The sequence below is a fragment of the Curtobacterium sp. MCBA15_004 genome (genome assembly GCF_001865055.2).
GTDB lineage: Bacteria > Actinomycetota > Actinomycetes > Actinomycetales > Microbacteriaceae > Curtobacterium.
On sequence record NZ_CP126266.1, the window covers coordinates 2,965,678 to 2,981,219 of the forward strand.

A 15,542-nucleotide genomic window follows, 5' to 3' on the forward strand; every position below is an offset into this window, starting at 1 on the left:
CGTCGTCAGGTCGCGTCCACCGCGACCTGCCGCACTCAGTCCTGCGCGACCGCCTCGTAGTGGCGCGCGCCACCGCGGACGCCCGCGAAGCGGAACGGTCCGGCGGTCACGCGCGGACGCTCGACGTCCTCGCTCGTCGCCGCACCCGCGGCGTGCAGGGCGCGGTACTCGTCGACGGTCAGCCGCACGCGGGACCCGAGCACCTCCTGCACCCGGCCGGCACGGCGGTGCTGCTGGTGGTCGGGCCGCACGATGCCGGTCATCAGCTCGCCGACGCTGCCCGAGCCGTAGCTGAACATCGCGATCCGCTGCCCGGCGAGGTCGTCGTCCAGGTCGAGCAGCGCCGCGAGCCCGATCCAGATCGACGCCGTGTACGTGTTGCCGGTCTGCTTGTTGTACGTGAAGCCGATCGCGAGCTCGGACTCGTCGAAGGGCTCACCGACGTGCTGCGTGAGCTTCCGGTGCGCCTTGATCGCCATCTTCGTGAACGGCTGGTGGTGCACGAACCGGGCGATGTCGCCGAAGGCCGGACCGCCCTGCGCGGCGAGGTCGTCCCACGCGCCGATGAAGGCGTCCACGTAGGCGCTGACCGACAGGCGGCCGTCGACGAGCGCGGTGGAGCGGTCGTTCGGCCGCCAGAAGTCGTCGACGTCCGCGGTGAAGACCCCGGCGGCCGGTTCGATCTCGATGAGGTCGGGGTCGGCCGACACCAGGATCGCGGCGGCGCCGGCACCCTGCGTCGGCTCCGCGGCGGTGTCGACGTCGTAGCGCGCGACGTCGGCGGCGATCACGAGCACGCGCTCGTGCGGTGCGCGCGCGACGATGCCGAGCGCGAGCTGCACCGCGGCGGTCCCGCCGTAGCAGGCCTGCTTCAGCTCGACGACGCGGACGCCCTTCGGCAGCCCGAGCAGGCCGTGCACGAACACACCGGCCGCCTTCGACTGGTCGACGCCGGACTCGGTCGCGAACAGCACGGTGCGGATGCCCTCGACGCCGTGGCGGTCGATGACCTCCTTCGCGGCGGCGGCGCCCATCGTGACGATGTCCTCGTCCGGGGCGGGCACGCTGAAGGCGTCCTGGCCGATGCCGACGTGGTACTTGGCCGGGTCGACGCCGAGGCGCTCCGCCAGGTCGTCGAGCTCGAGCACGTGGTGGCCCGTGGCGATCGCGATGTCGTGGACGCCGACGGACAGCGACTGCTGCGTGGTCATGCTGCACCTCCTGCAGGTCGGGAGCCACGGCGTTCCATCGCGACGTGCGCGGCCATCAGCTCCCCGGGGTTCGTCTGGGCGGCGAGCAGGGACAGCTCACCGCAGAGCACCGTCGCGGCGCACATGGCGGCCAGACGACGGGCGTTGGCGCCGGGCTCGCGCTCCTCGCGGCAGCCGAGGCGCACGAGTGCGTCCTCGACGACCGGCAGGTCGCCGCCCTTGCCGTTGCCGACCGTGCCGACGATCAGGTGCGGCAGCGCGGTCGAGAAGTACAGGTCGTCGCCGCGGGCCTCGGCGAAGGTGATGCCCTGCGAGCCCTCGACGATGTTCGCGGCGTCCTGCCCGGTGGCCAGGTAGAAGCCGAGGAGCATGTTCGCGTAGTGCGCGTTCGCGGAGCGCAGGGCCCCGGCGATGGTCGAGCCGACGAGGTTCTTCGCGACGTTGAGCTCGGCGATGCGGGCGGCGGAGGACCGTAGCCGCTTCTCGACGATCTCGCCCGGGATGAGGATCTCGGCGATGGTGTTGCGCCCGCGGCCGCGGATGCCGTTCACCGCGGTGGCCTTCTTGTCGGTGCAGAAGTTGCCCGAGACGCTCACGTACCGCAGACCCGGCTCCCACGCGAGGATCGCGGGCAGGAGCGTGTCCGCCGCCTGCGTCACCATGTTGTGCCCGGACGCGTCGCCCGTGGTGAACGCGAAGCGCAGGAACAGCAGGTCGCCGACGATCTCGGGGTGCACCTCGATGAGCTTCGCGAACCGGCTCTGCCCGGCGACGAGCTGCGCGAGTTCGTCCTGGCGCGCGAGGATGCGGCCCGCGGCGATGTGCGCGGCGGCGGCGCTGTCGGCCTTCACGACGACCGAGCGCGTCATGCGCTCGTCGACGACGGTCGCGACGATCCCGCCCTCGACCATGCGCGAGACACGGGCGCCGCGGCCGACGGAGGGCCACAGCGGCGACTCGTACGTCGCGAGCGGCACCTCGTGCTCGCCCTCGACGGCGTTGCCGCTGATGCGGATCGGTCCAACCCACTTGGTCGGGATCGGGGTCAGCAGGTCGGTCATTCGACGCTCCCTTCGGGTGCCTGCACCGCGACGCTGAGGTGTCTGATGTCGTGCGCCTCCCAGGCGCGGTGGATCTCGGCGAGGTCGGTGTCCGCCGGGACGAGTGCGATGCCGCAGTCGCCGCCGCCGGCGCCGGACGGCTTCGCCGCCCCGCCGGCCGCCTCGACCACGTCGCACAGGGTCGTGAGCCGCTCGGTCTCGATCTGCGAGCCGACGGACGCGCCGAGGCGCTGCAGCAGTCGACGGGCGCGCCGCAGCGCGTCGAGCGTCGTCGCCGCGTCGCCGGTCTGGAGGCCCGTGGTCAGGTCGTCGACGCAGGTCCGGCTCTCGTCGAGGAACGCCTGGTACCCGCCGTTGCGGTGCCGACGGACGACGTCGACGAGCTTCGTCGTCGACGCGGGCGAACCCGTCCAGCCGACCAGGAGCTCGAGGTCCGCCGGCGCGGGCAGGCGCTGCACGTCGAACCCGGTCCACGCCTCGGCGTCACCGAGGACGTCGGAGACGGAGCGGTCCCCGAGCATCCCGGCCAGCCGTTCGCGGTCGGGCGCGCTGTAGCGGAGCCACCCGCCGAAGGTGCTCGCCGCGAGGTCGCCGCCGGAGGCCTGCGGGTTCACCCGGATCGTCGCGAGGAGGGCGACCTGGAACCGCTGGCGCTGCGTCAGGCCGATCCGGTAGAAGCGGTCGAGCGCGCCGACCGTGGCGACCGTGACGGCGGCCGAGGAACCGAGGCCGAACTTGCGGCCGCTGGCGTCGTCGAGCTGGCTCTCGATGCGGAGGTCGTGGAACCGCGGGGCGATGCCGCGCTCGGCACGGAGCTTCTCGACGAGGTCGATCGTCGCCATGACGTAGTCGTACGGGTGGTGCTCGCGGTCGAGGGCGAGCCCGTCGTCGTCGCGCGTCCAGGTGAGCGGCAGGTGGCCGTACTCCTCCGAGTGCACGCTGCCGGCGCCGTGGCCCTCCTGCACGCGCGCGGTGATCGCACGGTCGAGGGCGATGAGCACGGACGGCTGCCCGGGCTCGACGACGGCGTACTCACCCGCGACGAACAGCTTGCCGTGGGCGCGGAACTCGATCACTCGGCGGTCTCCTCCGGTCGGACGGCACCCGCTCCGGGTGTCCCCGCTCCTTCGGAGCCGACGAGGTGCGCGCCTGGTCCGGTGCCCGACTCGATGACGTCTCCCAGGCCCTGCAGCGCGGCCGCGACGGCGCCCCGGTCCTCCGGGGTGGTGAGGACCACGACGTTCGGCCCGGCGTCCGCCGTGGCGTACGCCTGCAGCCCCGAGGCACGGAGCTCGGCGACCGCGTCGAAGACCGCGACGCTGCGGGCGTTCAGGTAGCGGATCGGGGGGAACGCACCCTCGATCGTGGCGTGCATGCGGAGCGCGTTGCTCTCGGTGAGCTCGCCGATGCGCGGGAAGTCGCCCGCGGCGCAGGCCGCGAGCATCTCGTCCACGGTCCCGGTGGTCGACGTCACCCACGCCGGGTAGAACGGCGAGGTGGCGATCGTGCGCCGCATGGCCTCGCGGGAGCCGATCGCCTTCTCGCCGGCCGAGATCGTCACGACGACCATCGCCATCGGCGGCGCGGGGACCCGCTCGGCGAACGAGCCCTGGTCGTCCCCGGCGTGCCAGACGGCCACCCCGCCGGGGATCGACCGGGTGGCCGAGCCGGAGCCGCGCCGGGCCAGGCGGGAGAGGTCCCGCTCGGACAGGTCGAGGCCGTACGCGGCGGCGGCGGCCGTGGCCAGGGCCGCGAAGCCCGAGGCGCTCGACGCCAGGCCGGCACCGGTCGGCACGGTGTTCTCGGAGACGACGGTCGCGCGCTGGTCACTGCCGGCGAGGTCGCGCACGAGGTCGAGGAACTGCTGCACGCGGAGCAGCGCACCGTCCGGGGCTGCGCCGCCGTTGAGCACGAGGGTGTCGTGCTCCGCCGTGCCGTCGAGCGTCACCGTGGTGGTGGTCGGGAACACGTCGAGGCCCATCGACACGCTGCCGGTCGCGGGCAGGGCGAGCTGTGCGTCCGCCTTGCCCCAGTACTTCACGAGCGCGATGTTGGGGTGCGCGACGGCGGTGGCGGTCATCAAGCGCGGGCTCCGATCGTGGTGGTCCAGGTCTCCGTGGCGCCGGCCTGGCGGAGTGCGGCCGCGATGCGGTCCGCGTGCTCCCGGTCCGCGGCGAGCGCGAGGACGCATCCGCCGCGCCCACCTCCGGTGAGCTTCGCGCCGAGGGCGTCCGCACGCCGTGCGGCGTCGACGAGCCGGTCCAGGTCGCCGCTCGACACGTCGAGGGCGGTGAGCAGTCCGTGCGCGGCGTCCATCGTGGCACCGAGGGCCTGTGCATCGCCATCCACGAGTGTCCCCCGTGCGCGTCGCGCGAGGGCCCCGATCGCCGCGACGACCTCGTCGACCGCGGCGGGGTCGGCGTCGTGCCGCTCGCGCACGGCGGCCACGGCCTCACGGGTGTGGCCGGGGACGCCGGTGTCGGCGACGACGAAGGTGAACGCGGCGCCGAGCGGCACCGGGTGCACGACGCCGTCCTCGAACCACACCGGGACGTCGGCGACGACCCCGCGGGCGTCGAGCCCGGAGGGGCGGCCGTGCGCGACCCGCTCGCACTCCTGCACGAGCTCGTGGTGCTCCTCGGGGTCGAGGGTGCGGCCGAACACGTCGGCCACCGCGGCGGTCACGGCGGCGGCGACGGCGGCGCTCGACCCCATGCCGCGGGCCGTGGGGACGGCGCTGTCGACCCGGACGTGCAGGTGCTGGCCGGGGACGCCGAGGTGCCGGAGCGTCGCGGTGACCGCGGTCACGGTCGGCAGGACCGCCGCGGGGGCGGTGTCGAGCGGCCCGGTGTGCACGACCGACTCGAGGGTGCTGCCCCGCTCGGCGTCGACGGGCGTCGCGGTCGCCGTGACGCGGACGTCGAGGACGGGCAGCACGAGGGCCGGGACGCCGTACACGACGGCGTGCTCGCCGACCAGGATGGTCTTGCCGTGGGACGACGCGGTCCCGGTGCGGAGGACGTGTCCTGCTCCCGGGGTCGCGGTGGTGTCGGCGTCGTGGTGGGTCATCGTGGGTCACGTCAGCCTAACCGGCTGCGCGGACACCGGTCGTGCGGGGCCGGGCCGATGGTGCCGACCGGCCGGACTTCCTCCACGTCCCCTGAACTCGGTTGTGCACAACTCGGTTGCGTGCAATGCTCTTTCCATGGCCGTGACGGACGAGATGGTGTGCTTCTCGCTCTACGCGGCGTCCCGGGCCACCACCCAGGCGTACCGCTCGATGCTCGAGCCCTGGGGCCTCACGTACCCGCAGTACCTCGTGCTCGTGACGCTGTGGATCGAGGGCGACCAGACGGTCTCCAGACTCGGCGACCACCTGCAGCTCGACTCCGGGACGCTCTCGCCCCTGCTCCGCCGCATGGAGCAGGCCGACCTCGTCCGCCGCGAACGCCGCAGCACCGACGAGCGCGTCGTCACCGTGACCCTCGGCGAGCGCGGCCGCTCGATCCGCCCCGAGCTCGCCCACGTCCCGGCCCGCATCGCCGCCGGGATGGGCCTGTCCGACGAGGACGCCGCACTCGAGCTCATCAGCACGCTGCAGCGCCTCACGGCCACCATGCACGCCGCCGCCGCGGACCCCGCGGTCGCGGCCGACTGACCCCACGAAGGAAGGAAGGACCCACATGGACGTCCTCTACACCGCCGAGGCCCTCGCCACCGGCGAAGGCCGCAACGGCCACGTCACCACGAGCGACGGCACGGTCGACTTCGACCTCGCCATCCCGAAGGAGATGGGCGGCTCCGGCAACGGCGCGAACCCCGAGCAGCTCTTCGCGGCCGGCTACAGCGCCTGCTTCCACTCCGCGCTGCAGGGTGTCGCCCGCGCGCAGAAGGTCAAGATCACCGACTCCTCCGTCGGCGGCCGCGTCCAGATCGGCCCGAACGGCCAGGGCGGCTACCAGCTCGCCGTCATGCTCGAGGTCGTCATCCCGGGCATGGACCACGACCAGGCCCAGGCCCTCGCCGACGCCGCGCACCAGGTGTGCCCCTACTCGAACGCGACGCGCGGCAACATCGACGTCACGATCACCGTCTCGGAGGACTGACCCGTGAGCACCCCCACCACCATGCGCGCCGTCGTGCACCCGGAGTTCGGCGAGCCCGCCGACGTCCTGACCGTCGAGCAGCGCCCCGTCCCGACGCCCGGCCCCGGCCAGGTGCTCGTCCGCACGGTCCTCTCCCCGATCCACAACCACGACCTGTGGACCATCCGCGGCACGTACGGCTTCAAGCCCGAGCTGCCCGCCGCGAGCGGCACCGAGGCGCTCGGCGTCGTCGAGGCCCTCGGTGACGGCGTCGACCGCCTGCAGGTCGGCCAGCGCGTCGCCGGCGGCACCTTCGGCGTCTGGGCCGAGTACTACGTCGCCGACGCCGCGGGGCTCGTCCCGGTGCCCGACGCGATGGACGACGAGTCCGCCGCACAGCTCGTCTCGATGCCGTTCAGCGCGATCAGCCTGCTGCACTCGCTCGACCTGCACGAGGGTGACTGGATCATCCAGAACGCCGCGAACGGTGCGGTCGGCCGCATGGTCGCGCAGCTCGGCAAGGCCCGCGGCATCAACGTCGTCGGCCTCGTCCGTCGGGCCGAGGGCGTCGAGGAGCTCCGCGCCCAGGGCATCGACCGGATCGTCGCCACCGACGCGGACGACTGGAAGGACCAGGTCGCGGCCATCACCGGCGGCGCCCCGATCGTCGCGGGCGTCGAGTCCGTCGGCGGCAAGGCCGCCGGTGACATCGCCTCGGTGCTGGGCGAGGACGCTACGCTCGTCGTGTTCGGCGCGATGGCGTCCCCCACGCTCGAGATCCCGTCGGGCAAGGTCATCTTCGGCCAGCTCACGGTCAAGGGCTTCTGGGGCGCGGTCGTCAGCAAGACGATGCCGGGCGAGCTGAAGGGCCAGCTCTTCGGCGAGCTCATCAGCCGCGTGCTCGACGGCTCGCTGACGCTCCCCGTCTCCGAGACCTTCGTCTTCGAGGACGCCCGCGACGCGGCGCGTGCCAGCGACACCGCCGGCCGCGTCGGCAAGGTGCTCCTGCGCCCGTAGCGCGACCTGCGTCCGCGGACGCACCAGCAGACGGACGGGAGGCCCGTGGCGACACCGCCACGGGCCTCCCGTCCGTCACGGGGCCGGCGCCAGTGCCCGCAGCGCGTCCGTGACACCCAACCACCCGACCGGCCGACCGTCGGCGTCCACGACCGGCACCCCGGTCGCGCCGTCGGCGTCGACCACCCGCTCGACGACGTCGGCCAGGCGCGCATCCGCGGGGACGGCGGTCACGTCGGCCAGGACGTCCCCGACGACACGGCGCCCGAACCCCTCGTCGGCGAGCAGCGCGTCCCCCACCGACCGTGCCGTCACCACGCCGGCGAGCCGCCCGTCCTCGTCGACGACGGCCAGCGCCCCGAGGCCCGTCGACCCGAGCAGGTCGAGCGCCTCGGCGGCGGACGTCGACGGTGTCGTGACCGGACCGACGGGCCGGACCGCGTCCCCCGCCGACGGGCCGGTCCCGGCAGCGTCGGTCGGCAGGGGTGCCGAGTCGGTCAGGTCGACCCCGCGACGGCTGAGCTTGAGGGTGTAGATCGTGTCCCGCGAGAGCGCCCTGGACACGGCGGTCGCGATGACGATCGCCACGAACAGCGGGAGGACGAGCGCGTAGTCGCCGGTGAGCTCGAACAGCATGATCCCGGCCGTGATCGGCGCCCGCGTCGAACCGGCGAACACCGCGCCCATGCCGACGACCGCGAAGGCACCGACCTGGCCGTGCATCCCGGGCACCACGGACGCGACGACCTCGCCGAACGCGGCGCCGGTCATCGCACCGACGAAGAGCGAGGGAGCGAACACCCCGCCGGACCCCCCGATGCCGAGCGTGAGCGAGGTCGCGAGCACCTTGCCGACGACGAGCACCGCGAGGAAGCCGAGCGCGTACCGACCGGCGACCCCGTCCTCGAGCACCGGGTACCCCACCCCGTACATCTGCGGCAACACCAGGAGCAGCGCGCCGAGCAGCAGCCCGCCGACCACGGGCCGGAGCCACTCCGGTCCCCTCGTCGCCCGCCAGAGCACGTCGCAGGCGTCCTCCACCAGGTAGAGCACACGGGTGAAGCCGATGCCGACCGCACCCGCGAACAGGCCGAGGACGGCGAAGAGCAGGTACTCCGGCGGCGTCACGGCCCCGATCGTCGGCAGGTGCAGGAACGCCGTGTCCCCGAACGCCGCGCGACCGATCAGCGCCGCGGTGACGCTCGCGACGGCGACCGCGCCGAACGACGTGGGGGTGAAGTCGCGGAGCAGGAGCTCGAGCGCGAAGAACACCCCGGCGACCGGGGCGTTGAACGTCGCGGAGATGCCACCTGCAGCACCGCACGCCACGAGGGTGCGCAACCGCCCCTCGGGCATCCGCATCCACCGTCCGATCGTCGACCCGAGCGCCGCGCCGATCTGGATGATCGGGCCCTCGCGTCCGACGGAGCCGCCGGACCCGATGCAGATCGCGCTCGCGAGGGCCTTCACGACGGCGACCCCACCGCGGATGCGACCACCGCTCCGGGCGATCGCGAACATCACCTCGGGGACGCCGTGCCCGCGGGCCTCCCGGGCGAAACGCTGGATGAGCGGCCCGTAGAGCAGACCCCCGACCGCGGGGGCGAGGACGACGAAGCCCGCGCCGAGCCCCGGGACCCACGGGTTGGCCGGTTGACCGGTGGTCGCCGAGTAGTCGACGTGGCCGCTGAACAGGAGCGTCGCGTGCTCGATCAGCCAGCGGAAGACCACGGCCGCGAGTCCCGCGCCGGCGCCGACGACGAGCGCCGGGAGGGCGAGGCGGAGCGCCGCGGAGCCGAACCGCGTGCCGGCGAGCCGGACGTGTGCGTGGACGGCCGGGATGCGGGCAGGGACGGTCTTCCGAACGATTGCATGCACACAACCATTGTACGCATACAACTCTTGGTCACCCGAGGACCGTGGATCACCCGCCGAAGGCCGAGACCTCCTCCGGTGTCGGCTCCCCCATCGCCCGACGGAACGCCGCCATCCCCGCCACGGCGACCTCCCGGTCCTGCTCGGGCATCCCGGCGACGATCGCCTCGAGTTCGGTGCGGCGCCGTGCGGAGACCTCGTCCACGAGGGCATGCCCCCGCTCGGTGGCGGCGATGCGCACCTCGCGGCGGCTGTCGGCGCTCGGGCGTCGCTCCACCCAACCGCCCGTGACGAGCCGGTCGACGTTCCGGGTCAGGGTCGAGGGACCGACCGCCAGCCGCTCGGCCAGTTCACCAGCGCGTGTCGGCCCGAGGGTCGCGACGAGCACGATGAGCCGGAACTGCGGCACGCTGACGTCCTCGAGCGCGGGCGCCAGGGACCGGGCGACGACACCGAGGAGGCCGCGGGAAGCGGCGAGGACCTCGTCGATCCCCTGATCAGCGTGTTCCGACATGGGTCCATCCTCCCAGGCGGTCACATCGCCTCCTTGAGCCCCCGCCGCACCAGGAGTGCGTTCACCGGGTACGAGCACACGAAGCCGGCGACCATCGCGAGCTGCATCGCGACCCAGAACTCGGGCGCCAGCACCCCGACCCGGCCGCCGAACGCCGCCGGGAACACCACGAACTGCCACAGCGCCATCAGCCCGTACATGCCGACCTGCCACGCGGTGATGCTGAGGGTGTCGGCCTTGAGCGCGGCGACCAACCCGTCCCGCAGCCCGAGCCCGCGCATCGGGGCGATCGACCAGTACTGGAACGCGATCCCGACCACGAAGGCGACGACGAAGTCGAGGATCCACCCGGCGAAGACCGCGTCCCGGTACAGCGTGCCGAGCCCGACGAGCGCACCGAGACCGGGGAACGCGACGAGACCGAACTCACCGACCAGGTCGCCGAGCGCACAGCCCGCCCCGCAGTGGCTCGTGTCGATCGCCGTCCCCGCGAGCCGACCGTGCCCGTCGACGGTCGCCCGACCCCGACGCAGGTAGAACACGAGCCACACCACGCTGCCGAACAGCATGGTGAGCGGCCACACGAACGCCATGACGCGCATGTGCGGCGGGTGCCGGACGACGTCCACGGTCACGACGAGCGCGCACGCGACCGCCAGGACGAGCAGGCCAATGCAGACCGCCGTGAGCAGCGGCGGCAGGGCCGTCACGGTGAGGCCGTCCACGTCAGCGTCCCGCGCCGGTCGACCCGTCCGCCGCGTGGGCGCTCGCCGGGGGTACGGTGCCGACCTGCTCGAGGGAGCGACCGCGGGTCTCCGGCACGGCACGCCAGATGAAGACCAGCGCGAGCAGCCCGACGGCGGCGAAGCCGAAGAAGGTGCCCGTGATGCCGGTCGCAGCGACGACCGAGGGGAAGACCAGCCCGATGCACGCGTTCGCCGTCCAGAGGCACGCGACCGCGATCCCCATGCCGAGCGCGCGGATGCGGCCGGGGAAGACCTCGGACAGCACCACCCACGTCGCGACGTTGAGGAACGTCTGCATCGACCCGACGAACGCGACGACGAGCGCCAGGATCACCCACGGCCGTGCCGGGTCCCCGGGCGCGAGCACGAGCGACGCGGTGCCGATGAGCAGGTGGCAGACCGTCGTCAGCGCGTAGCCGACGATCAGGGTCGTCCGCCGGTCGATGCGCTCCATGTTCCGCAGCGCGACCAGCCCGCCGAGGACCGCGATCACGCCGGGCACGACGTTCACGACGAGCGCGGTCGACCGGGTGAAGCCGGACTCCACCAGGACGGCCTGGCCGTAGTACATGATCGAGTTGATCCCGGTGAGCTGCTGGGCGACACCGATCCCCGCGCCGACCAGGACGATCCGCACGAGTCGTCGGTCGCCGAGCAGGGCGTGCCAGCCCCGCGCCGCCGAGGGGCCGGTCGTCGCGGCGGCGCGCACGATCTCGTCGAGCTCGGCGGCGGCACGCTCGGGCGACCGGACCGCGGCGAGGACCGTGTACGCCTCGTCGGTGCGGCCCCGCGCGGCGAGCCAGCGCGGCGACTCCGGCACGCGCAGCATGCCGACGAACAGGGCGACGGCGGGCAGGGCGCAGACCGCGAGCATGACGCGCCAGACCCCGTCGCCCTCGCCCCACAGCGTGCCGATCACGGCGTTGACGACGAAGGCGGCGAGCTGGCCGATCACGATCATCAGTTCGTTGCGCCCGGACAGGGACCCGCGGAACTCGTACGGGGCGACCTCGGCGAGGAACACCGGCACGACCGTCGACGCGCCGCCGACCGCCAGGCCGAGCAGCACGCGGCCGACGACCATGACGCCGAGGGCCGGTGCCGCGACGCACACCACGGTGCCGACGAAGAACACGACCGCGAGCAGCGTGATCGTCGGGCGTCGTCCCCAGCCGTCCGCGACCCGTCCGCCGAGGGCCGCGCCGACGACCGCGCCGAAGAGCAGCGAGCTCGTCACGACGCCCTCCGTGGTGGGGGTCAGCCCGAGTTCCTGGCTCATCGGCAGGAGTGCACCGTTGACCACGCCGGTGTCGTAGCCGAACAGCAGGCCGCCGAGGGTCGCGACGAGGGCCACCACGCCGAGTCGGCGACGGTGCGGTCCGGAGCCCATCGGGGGCAGGGGGACGGTGCCGGTGGGTCGCCCGGTCGCTTCGGTGCTGGTCATCGGTCCCAGTCTGCTCCGTGTCGGGGGCTGCTCCGTGCCGGGGTCGGCGCCGTGTCCGCGGGGCGCGAGGTGCCGACGGTCCGCTCCGTGTCGGGGCCCCGCCCGTTCCGGGGTCCGGCCCGTGGGGTCGGCGCGCGCCGGTCAGTCCTCGGCGGGCCCGTCGCCGAGGACGTCGCCCAGCGAGGCCATCCCGGCCCCGTGGTCGGTGTAGCGGCGGACCGTCCGTCGTGCCGCGGCGCTCGCGGCTCCGGACAGCGCGGGGTTCCGGCGGGCGGCATCGGCGACGCGACCGGCGTGGCCCGCGGTCGACAGGAGCACGTTCGCGAGTGCGCGGGCATCGCCCTGGTCGGGCACACCGGCGACGGCCCAGGCGCTGCGGAGCTGCTCGTCGGGTGAGACCCCGCGCCGGGTGCCCATGCGGTGCCAGTCGGACAGCGCGCCCTCGGTGCGGGTGGCGGCCCGCTCGACCTCGCCCGCACGGCGTCGGTCGACGGCACGCGCTGCGTCGGCGGCTGCGTCCTCGGCCCCGGGCTCCCGCGACGCGACGGCGTCGGCCCGCTGTCGTGCCGCGGTGTCGTCGCCGCCGCCCTCGGCGATGCGGGCGGCGTGCGCTGCGGCTGCTGCGGCGAGGATCTCGTGACGGTCCATGCCTCGACGCTAGCCGCTCGGACCGACACCCCGGCACCGGCGGCGGATCCGGCGCACGGCCCCGTTCCTCCCCGGGGCGTCGCCGCGGCCCTGTCCGTCCACAGGGCGTCGCCGGGGCGCTGCGGGCCGGTTACGCTCGACCCGAGGGGGAACATGAACAACCGCACCGCCGTCGTCGGCCTGGTCGTGCTGGCAGCCGTGACGCTGTCCGGCTGCTCGCTGCTCCGTGGGTCGGACGGTGCGATCCCGGCACCGACGTCCCGCAGCAGCACCGCGTCGGCCTCCCCGACCGCAGACCCGACGCCGGACGCCGAGTCCGACGAGGACCTGCTGTCCGCTTCCGCGTCGCCCCGCACGCCCACGCCGGAACCGTCCGAGGCGGCGGCCCCCGCGCCCGTGCTGACCCCGATCCCGGCCGGCACGGTGCTCACCGAGACCGATGTGGCATCGCCCAAGGGCAGCATTCACTTCCACGTCCGGGTCGTCGCGGACGGCGACGACACCTTCACGGCGCAGTTCTCCGGCTTCACGTCGACGCTGCCGGTCCCGGTCGCGGTCGGCTTCTTCGAGCGGGCCAGACAGGTCGGCGACGGCCTGACCTACCCCGGTGTCGGCACGCACGTCCTCGGCGGTCCCACCAGCGGCCCGCAGTCCGTCGCGGTGCCGCTCGACGGTTCCGGCGTCGACCCGTCCGGCCTCGGCACGCTCGTGGTGTCCTCGGCGGCCGCCGCCGGGCAGGACGTCCCGGTCGAGATCGCAGCCGGCAAGGTCCTGGCCGTCGCATCGCTGCGCTGGTCGGTCCCGGCACGCCAGACGAACGTGCACCCGGTCGACGGCGGCGCACGCGCGAACGCTTCCGGCCCGGTCACCGCGACCACGGCGAGCGGTGCCCCGCGGTCCTACACGGTGGCGTCGGGCGACCTCATCGGGGACGTCGCGGCGCGCTTCGGCATCACGGTGACCGACCTGGTCTGGCTCAACGAGGGCGTCCAGGTGTTCGGGCAGGACCAGTACCTGTACGAGGGCACGACGCTCAACCTCGACCCGCTCGGGCGCTGAGGCCCGGGGTCCAGGCCGCGGGGTCCAAGCGCGCGGCCGGGTCGCGCGGCCGGGTCGCGCGGCCGGGTCGCGACGGCGGCTTCCGCACCTGGGTGACCGGCAGACGGACGGGAGGCGCGGTGCCAGCCGGCACCGCGCCTCCCGTCCGTCCCGGGGTGACGCGGTCTAGCCGCGCAGCTCCAGGTACTTGGCGATGAGCGCCTTCGTCGACGAGTCCTGCGCGTCGAGCGCGGACTGGTCGCCGTCGACCGCCGGGGCGATCTGCAGCGCGAGCTGCTTGCCGAGCTCCACGCCCCACTGGTCGAACGAGTCGATGCCCCAGATGGTGCCCTCGGTGAACACGATGTGCTCGTAGAGCGCGATGAGCTGGCCGAGGACGCTCGGGGTGAGCTCCGGCGCGAGGATCGACGTGGACGGCTTGTTGCCGGTGAAGGTGCGCGCGGCGACGATGCCCTCGTCGGTGGTGCCCTCGGCGCGGACCTCGTCGGCGGTCTTGCCGAACGCGAGCGCCTTCGTCTGCGCGAAGAAGTTCGCGAGGAACAGCGCGTGCACGTCCTGGCCCGGCTGCACGGCCTTGCCGTCGCCGGACTCGTCCTTCAGCGGACGGGCCGGCTTCGCGACCGTGATGAAGTCGGCCGGGACCAGGCGCGTGCCCTGGTGGATGAGCTGGTAGAACGCGTGCTGGCCGTTCGTGCCGGGCTCGCCCCAGAAGACCTCACCGGTGTCGGTCGTGACGGGGGTGCCGTCCCAGCGCACGCGCTTGCCGTTCGACTCCATGGTGAGCTGCTGCAGGTACGCGGCGAAGCGGTGCAGGTACTGCGTGTACGGCAGGACCGCGTGGCTCTGCGCACCGAGGAAGTTCGTGTACCAGACGTTGAGCAGGCCCATCAGGACCGGGACGTTCTGCTCGAGCGGCGTCGTGCGGACGTGCTCGTCGATGGCGTGGAAGCCGGCGAGGAACTGCTCCCAGTTCTCCTTGCCGATCGCGATGACGACGCTCGTGCCGATGGCCGAGTCGACCGAGTAGCGGCCGCCCACCCAGTCCCAGAAGCCGAAGGCGTTCTCGGGGTCGATGCCGAACGCGGCGACCTTGTCGAGCGCGGTCGACACGGCGACGAAGTGCTTCGCGACGGCGTTCGACTTGTCGTCGTCCGAGGCGTCGGTCAGGCCGAGCCGCTCCCACAGCCACTGGCGCGCCAGGCGGGCGTTCGTCAGGGTCTCGAGGGTGCCGAAGGTCTTCGACGCGACGATGAACAGCGTGGTCTCGGGGTCGAGGTCCGCGGTCTTCTCGTAGATGTCGGCGGGGTCGATGTTCGAGACGAAGCGCGCCTCGAGCCCGGGCTGCACGTACGGCTTCAGGGCCTCGTAGACCATGACCGGGCCGAGGTCCGAGCCGCCGATGCCGATGTTGACGACGGTCTCGATGCGCTTGCCGGTCACGCCGGTCCACGCACCGGAGCGCACCTGCTCGGCGAAGGCGTACACCTTGTCGAGCGTGGCGTGCACGTCGGCGTCGACGTCCTGGCCGTCCACGACGAGCGCCGGGGTGGCGCCCTTCGGGCGGCGGAGCGCGGTGTGCAGGACGGCGCGGTCCTCGGTCACGTTGATGTGGTCACCGGCGAGCATCGCCTGGAAGCGCTCGGCGACCTTCGTGTCCTTCGCGACCTCGAGCAGCGCGTCGAGGATCTCCGGGGTCACGAGCCCCTTGGACAGGTCGACGGTCAGGTCGGCGGCCTGGAACGTGTACTGCTCGGCACGACCGGGGTCGCTGTCGAACCAACCGCGCAGGTCGGGGGTGAAGCCGTCGGCGATGCCGGCGAGCTTCTTCCATCCGTCGGTCGACGTGGGGTCGACGGGAGCAGATTCGGTCACTTCGGTCCTC

Annotated in this window: 15 protein-coding genes; 4 read left to right on the plus strand and 11 right to left on the minus strand. The window is 73.4% G+C overall.

Features of this window, described 5'->3' with window-relative positions; genetic code table 11:
• Positions 1-35: 35 nt before the first annotated feature.
• From QOL16_RS13915 to mvk, 5 genes are read right to left on the minus strand one after another with little or no spacing between them, the layout of a single operon-like run.
• Positions 36-1,211: a hydroxymethylglutaryl-CoA synthase gene (locus tag QOL16_RS13915; RefSeq protein WP_071282309.1), complete on the minus strand. Its 1,176-nt coding sequence runs from the start codon at positions 1,209-1,211 to the stop codon at positions 36-38.
• Complete coding sequence (locus QOL16_RS13920) at positions 1,208-2,272, minus strand: hydroxymethylglutaryl-CoA reductase (RefSeq protein ID WP_071282311.1); 1,065 nt, start codon at positions 2,270-2,272, stop codon at positions 1,208-1,210. The genes QOL16_RS13915 and QOL16_RS13920 overlap by 4 nt, the downstream gene beginning before the upstream one ends.
• Positions 2,269-3,348, minus strand: coding sequence for a phosphomevalonate kinase (locus tag QOL16_RS13925; protein ID WP_065962892.1), 1,080 nt, complete (start codon positions 3,346-3,348; stop codon positions 2,269-2,271). The genes QOL16_RS13920 and QOL16_RS13925 overlap by 4 nt, the downstream gene beginning before the upstream one ends.
• Positions 3,345-4,352, minus strand: coding sequence for a diphosphomevalonate decarboxylase (mvaD, locus tag QOL16_RS13930; RefSeq protein WP_254780149.1), 1,008 nt, complete (start codon positions 4,350-4,352; stop codon positions 3,345-3,347). The genes QOL16_RS13925 and mvaD overlap by 4 nt, the downstream gene beginning before the upstream one ends.
• Positions 4,352-5,341, minus strand: coding sequence for a mevalonate kinase (mvk, locus tag QOL16_RS13935; RefSeq protein WP_071282316.1), 990 nt, complete (start codon positions 5,339-5,341; stop codon positions 4,352-4,354). Before mvk ends, mvaD begins: the two co-directional genes overlap by 1 nt.
• A gap of 136 nt (positions 5,342-5,477) precedes the next feature.
• Here mvk and QOL16_RS13940 point away from each other — a divergent pair, with 136 nt between their 5' ends.
• From QOL16_RS13940 to QOL16_RS13950, 3 genes are read left to right on the plus strand one after another with little or no spacing between them, the layout of a single operon-like run.
• Complete coding sequence (locus tag QOL16_RS13940; protein ID WP_175473031.1) at positions 5,478-5,930, plus strand: MarR family winged helix-turn-helix transcriptional regulator; 453 nt, start codon at positions 5,478-5,480, stop codon at positions 5,928-5,930.
• A gap of 25 nt (positions 5,931-5,955) precedes the next feature.
• Positions 5,956-6,378 (plus strand): organic hydroperoxide resistance protein, encoded by a 423-nt coding sequence (locus QOL16_RS13945; protein WP_065962896.1) that lies wholly within the window; start codon positions 5,956-5,958, stop codon positions 6,376-6,378.
• Between the two features lie 21 nt (positions 6,379-6,399).
• On the plus strand, positions 6,400-7,374 hold the full coding sequence (locus QOL16_RS13950) for a zinc-binding dehydrogenase (RefSeq protein ID WP_071282396.1): 975 nt from the start codon (positions 6,400-6,402) through the stop codon (positions 7,372-7,374).
• Positions 7,375-7,449: 75 nt separating this feature from the next.
• Here the strand turns inward: QOL16_RS13950 and QOL16_RS13955 are convergent, their stop codons facing one another.
• The 5 genes from QOL16_RS13955 to QOL16_RS13975 all read right to left on the minus strand — a co-directional run bounded on the left by QOL16_RS13955 (position 7,450) and on the right by QOL16_RS13975 (position 12,601).
• Positions 7,450-9,252: a chloride channel protein gene (locus QOL16_RS13955; RefSeq protein WP_217637600.1), complete on the minus strand. Its 1,803-nt coding sequence runs from the start codon at positions 9,250-9,252 to the stop codon at positions 7,450-7,452.
• 46 nt (positions 9,253-9,298) lie between these two features.
• A complete protein-coding gene (locus QOL16_RS13960; RefSeq protein WP_071282318.1) occupies positions 9,299-9,763 on the minus strand; it encodes a MarR family winged helix-turn-helix transcriptional regulator in 465 nt (154 codons plus the stop codon).
• A gap of 20 nt (positions 9,764-9,783) precedes the next feature.
• Entirely contained in the window at positions 9,784-10,488 is a 705-nt protein-coding gene (locus QOL16_RS13965) for a DUF4396 domain-containing protein (protein WP_217637601.1), read from the minus strand.
• Between the two features lies 1 nt (position 10,489).
• Positions 10,490-11,953: a sugar porter family MFS transporter gene (locus QOL16_RS13970; protein ID WP_071282320.1), complete on the minus strand. Its 1,464-nt coding sequence runs from the start codon at positions 11,951-11,953 to the stop codon at positions 10,490-10,492.
• Positions 11,954-12,094: 141 nt separating this feature from the next.
• On the minus strand, positions 12,095-12,601 hold the full coding sequence (locus QOL16_RS13975) for a hypothetical protein (protein WP_065962902.1): 507 nt from the start codon (positions 12,599-12,601) through the stop codon (positions 12,095-12,097).
• 153 nt (positions 12,602-12,754) lie between these two features.
• On the opposite strand from QOL16_RS13975, the gene QOL16_RS13980 reads away from it, so the two are divergent.
• Complete coding sequence (locus QOL16_RS13980; RefSeq protein ID WP_139266283.1) at positions 12,755-13,660, plus strand: LysM domain-containing protein; 906 nt, start codon at positions 12,755-12,757, stop codon at positions 13,658-13,660.
• A 165-nt stretch (positions 13,661-13,825) separates the two neighbouring features.
• Here the strand turns inward: QOL16_RS13980 and pgi are convergent, their stop codons facing one another.
• Positions 13,826-15,532 carry a glucose-6-phosphate isomerase gene (gene pgi, locus QOL16_RS13985; protein ID WP_065963364.1) on the minus strand — a complete coding sequence of 569 codons (1,707 nt, stop codon included), beginning with the start codon at positions 15,530-15,532 and terminating at the stop codon, positions 13,826-13,828.
• Positions 15,533-15,542: the final 10 nt, after the last annotated feature.

What these genes read in the sequence shown, in the direction of transcription:
- QOL16_RS13915 (WP_071282309.1), bottom strand. Translation starts at nt 1,211, where the DNA reads ATGACCACGCAGCAGTCGCTGTCCGTCGGCGTCCACGACATCGCGATC.
- QOL16_RS13920 (WP_071282311.1), bottom strand. Translation starts at nt 2,272, where the DNA reads ATGACCGACCTGCTGACCCCGATCCCGACCAAGTGGGTTGGACCGATC.
- mvaD (WP_254780149.1), bottom strand. Translation starts at nt 4,352, where the DNA reads ATGACCGCCACCGCCGTCGCGCACCCCAACATCGCGCTCGTGAAGTAC.
- mvk (WP_071282316.1), bottom strand. Translation starts at nt 5,341, where the DNA reads ATGACCCACCACGACGCCGACACCACCGCGACCCCGGGAGCAGGACAC.
- QOL16_RS13940 (WP_175473031.1), top strand. Translation starts at nt 5,478, where the DNA reads ATGGCCGTGACGGACGAGATGGTGTGCTTCTCGCTCTACGCGGCGTCC.
- QOL16_RS13945 (WP_065962896.1), top strand. Translation starts at nt 5,956, where the DNA reads ATGGACGTCCTCTACACCGCCGAGGCCCTCGCCACCGGCGAAGGCCGC.
- QOL16_RS13950 (WP_071282396.1), top strand. Translation starts at nt 6,400, where the DNA reads ATGCGCGCCGTCGTGCACCCGGAGTTCGGCGAGCCCGCCGACGTCCTG.
- QOL16_RS13960 (WP_071282318.1), bottom strand. Translation starts at nt 9,763, where the DNA reads ATGTCGGAACACGCTGATCAGGGGATCGACGAGGTCCTCGCCGCTTCC.
- QOL16_RS13970 (WP_071282320.1), bottom strand. Translation starts at nt 11,953, where the DNA reads ATGACCAGCACCGAAGCGACCGGGCGACCCACCGGCACCGTCCCCCTG.
- QOL16_RS13975 (WP_065962902.1), bottom strand. Translation starts at nt 12,601, where the DNA reads ATGGACCGTCACGAGATCCTCGCCGCAGCAGCCGCAGCGCACGCCGCC.
- QOL16_RS13980 (WP_139266283.1), top strand. Translation starts at nt 12,755, where the DNA reads ATGAACAACCGCACCGCCGTCGTCGGCCTGGTCGTGCTGGCAGCCGTG.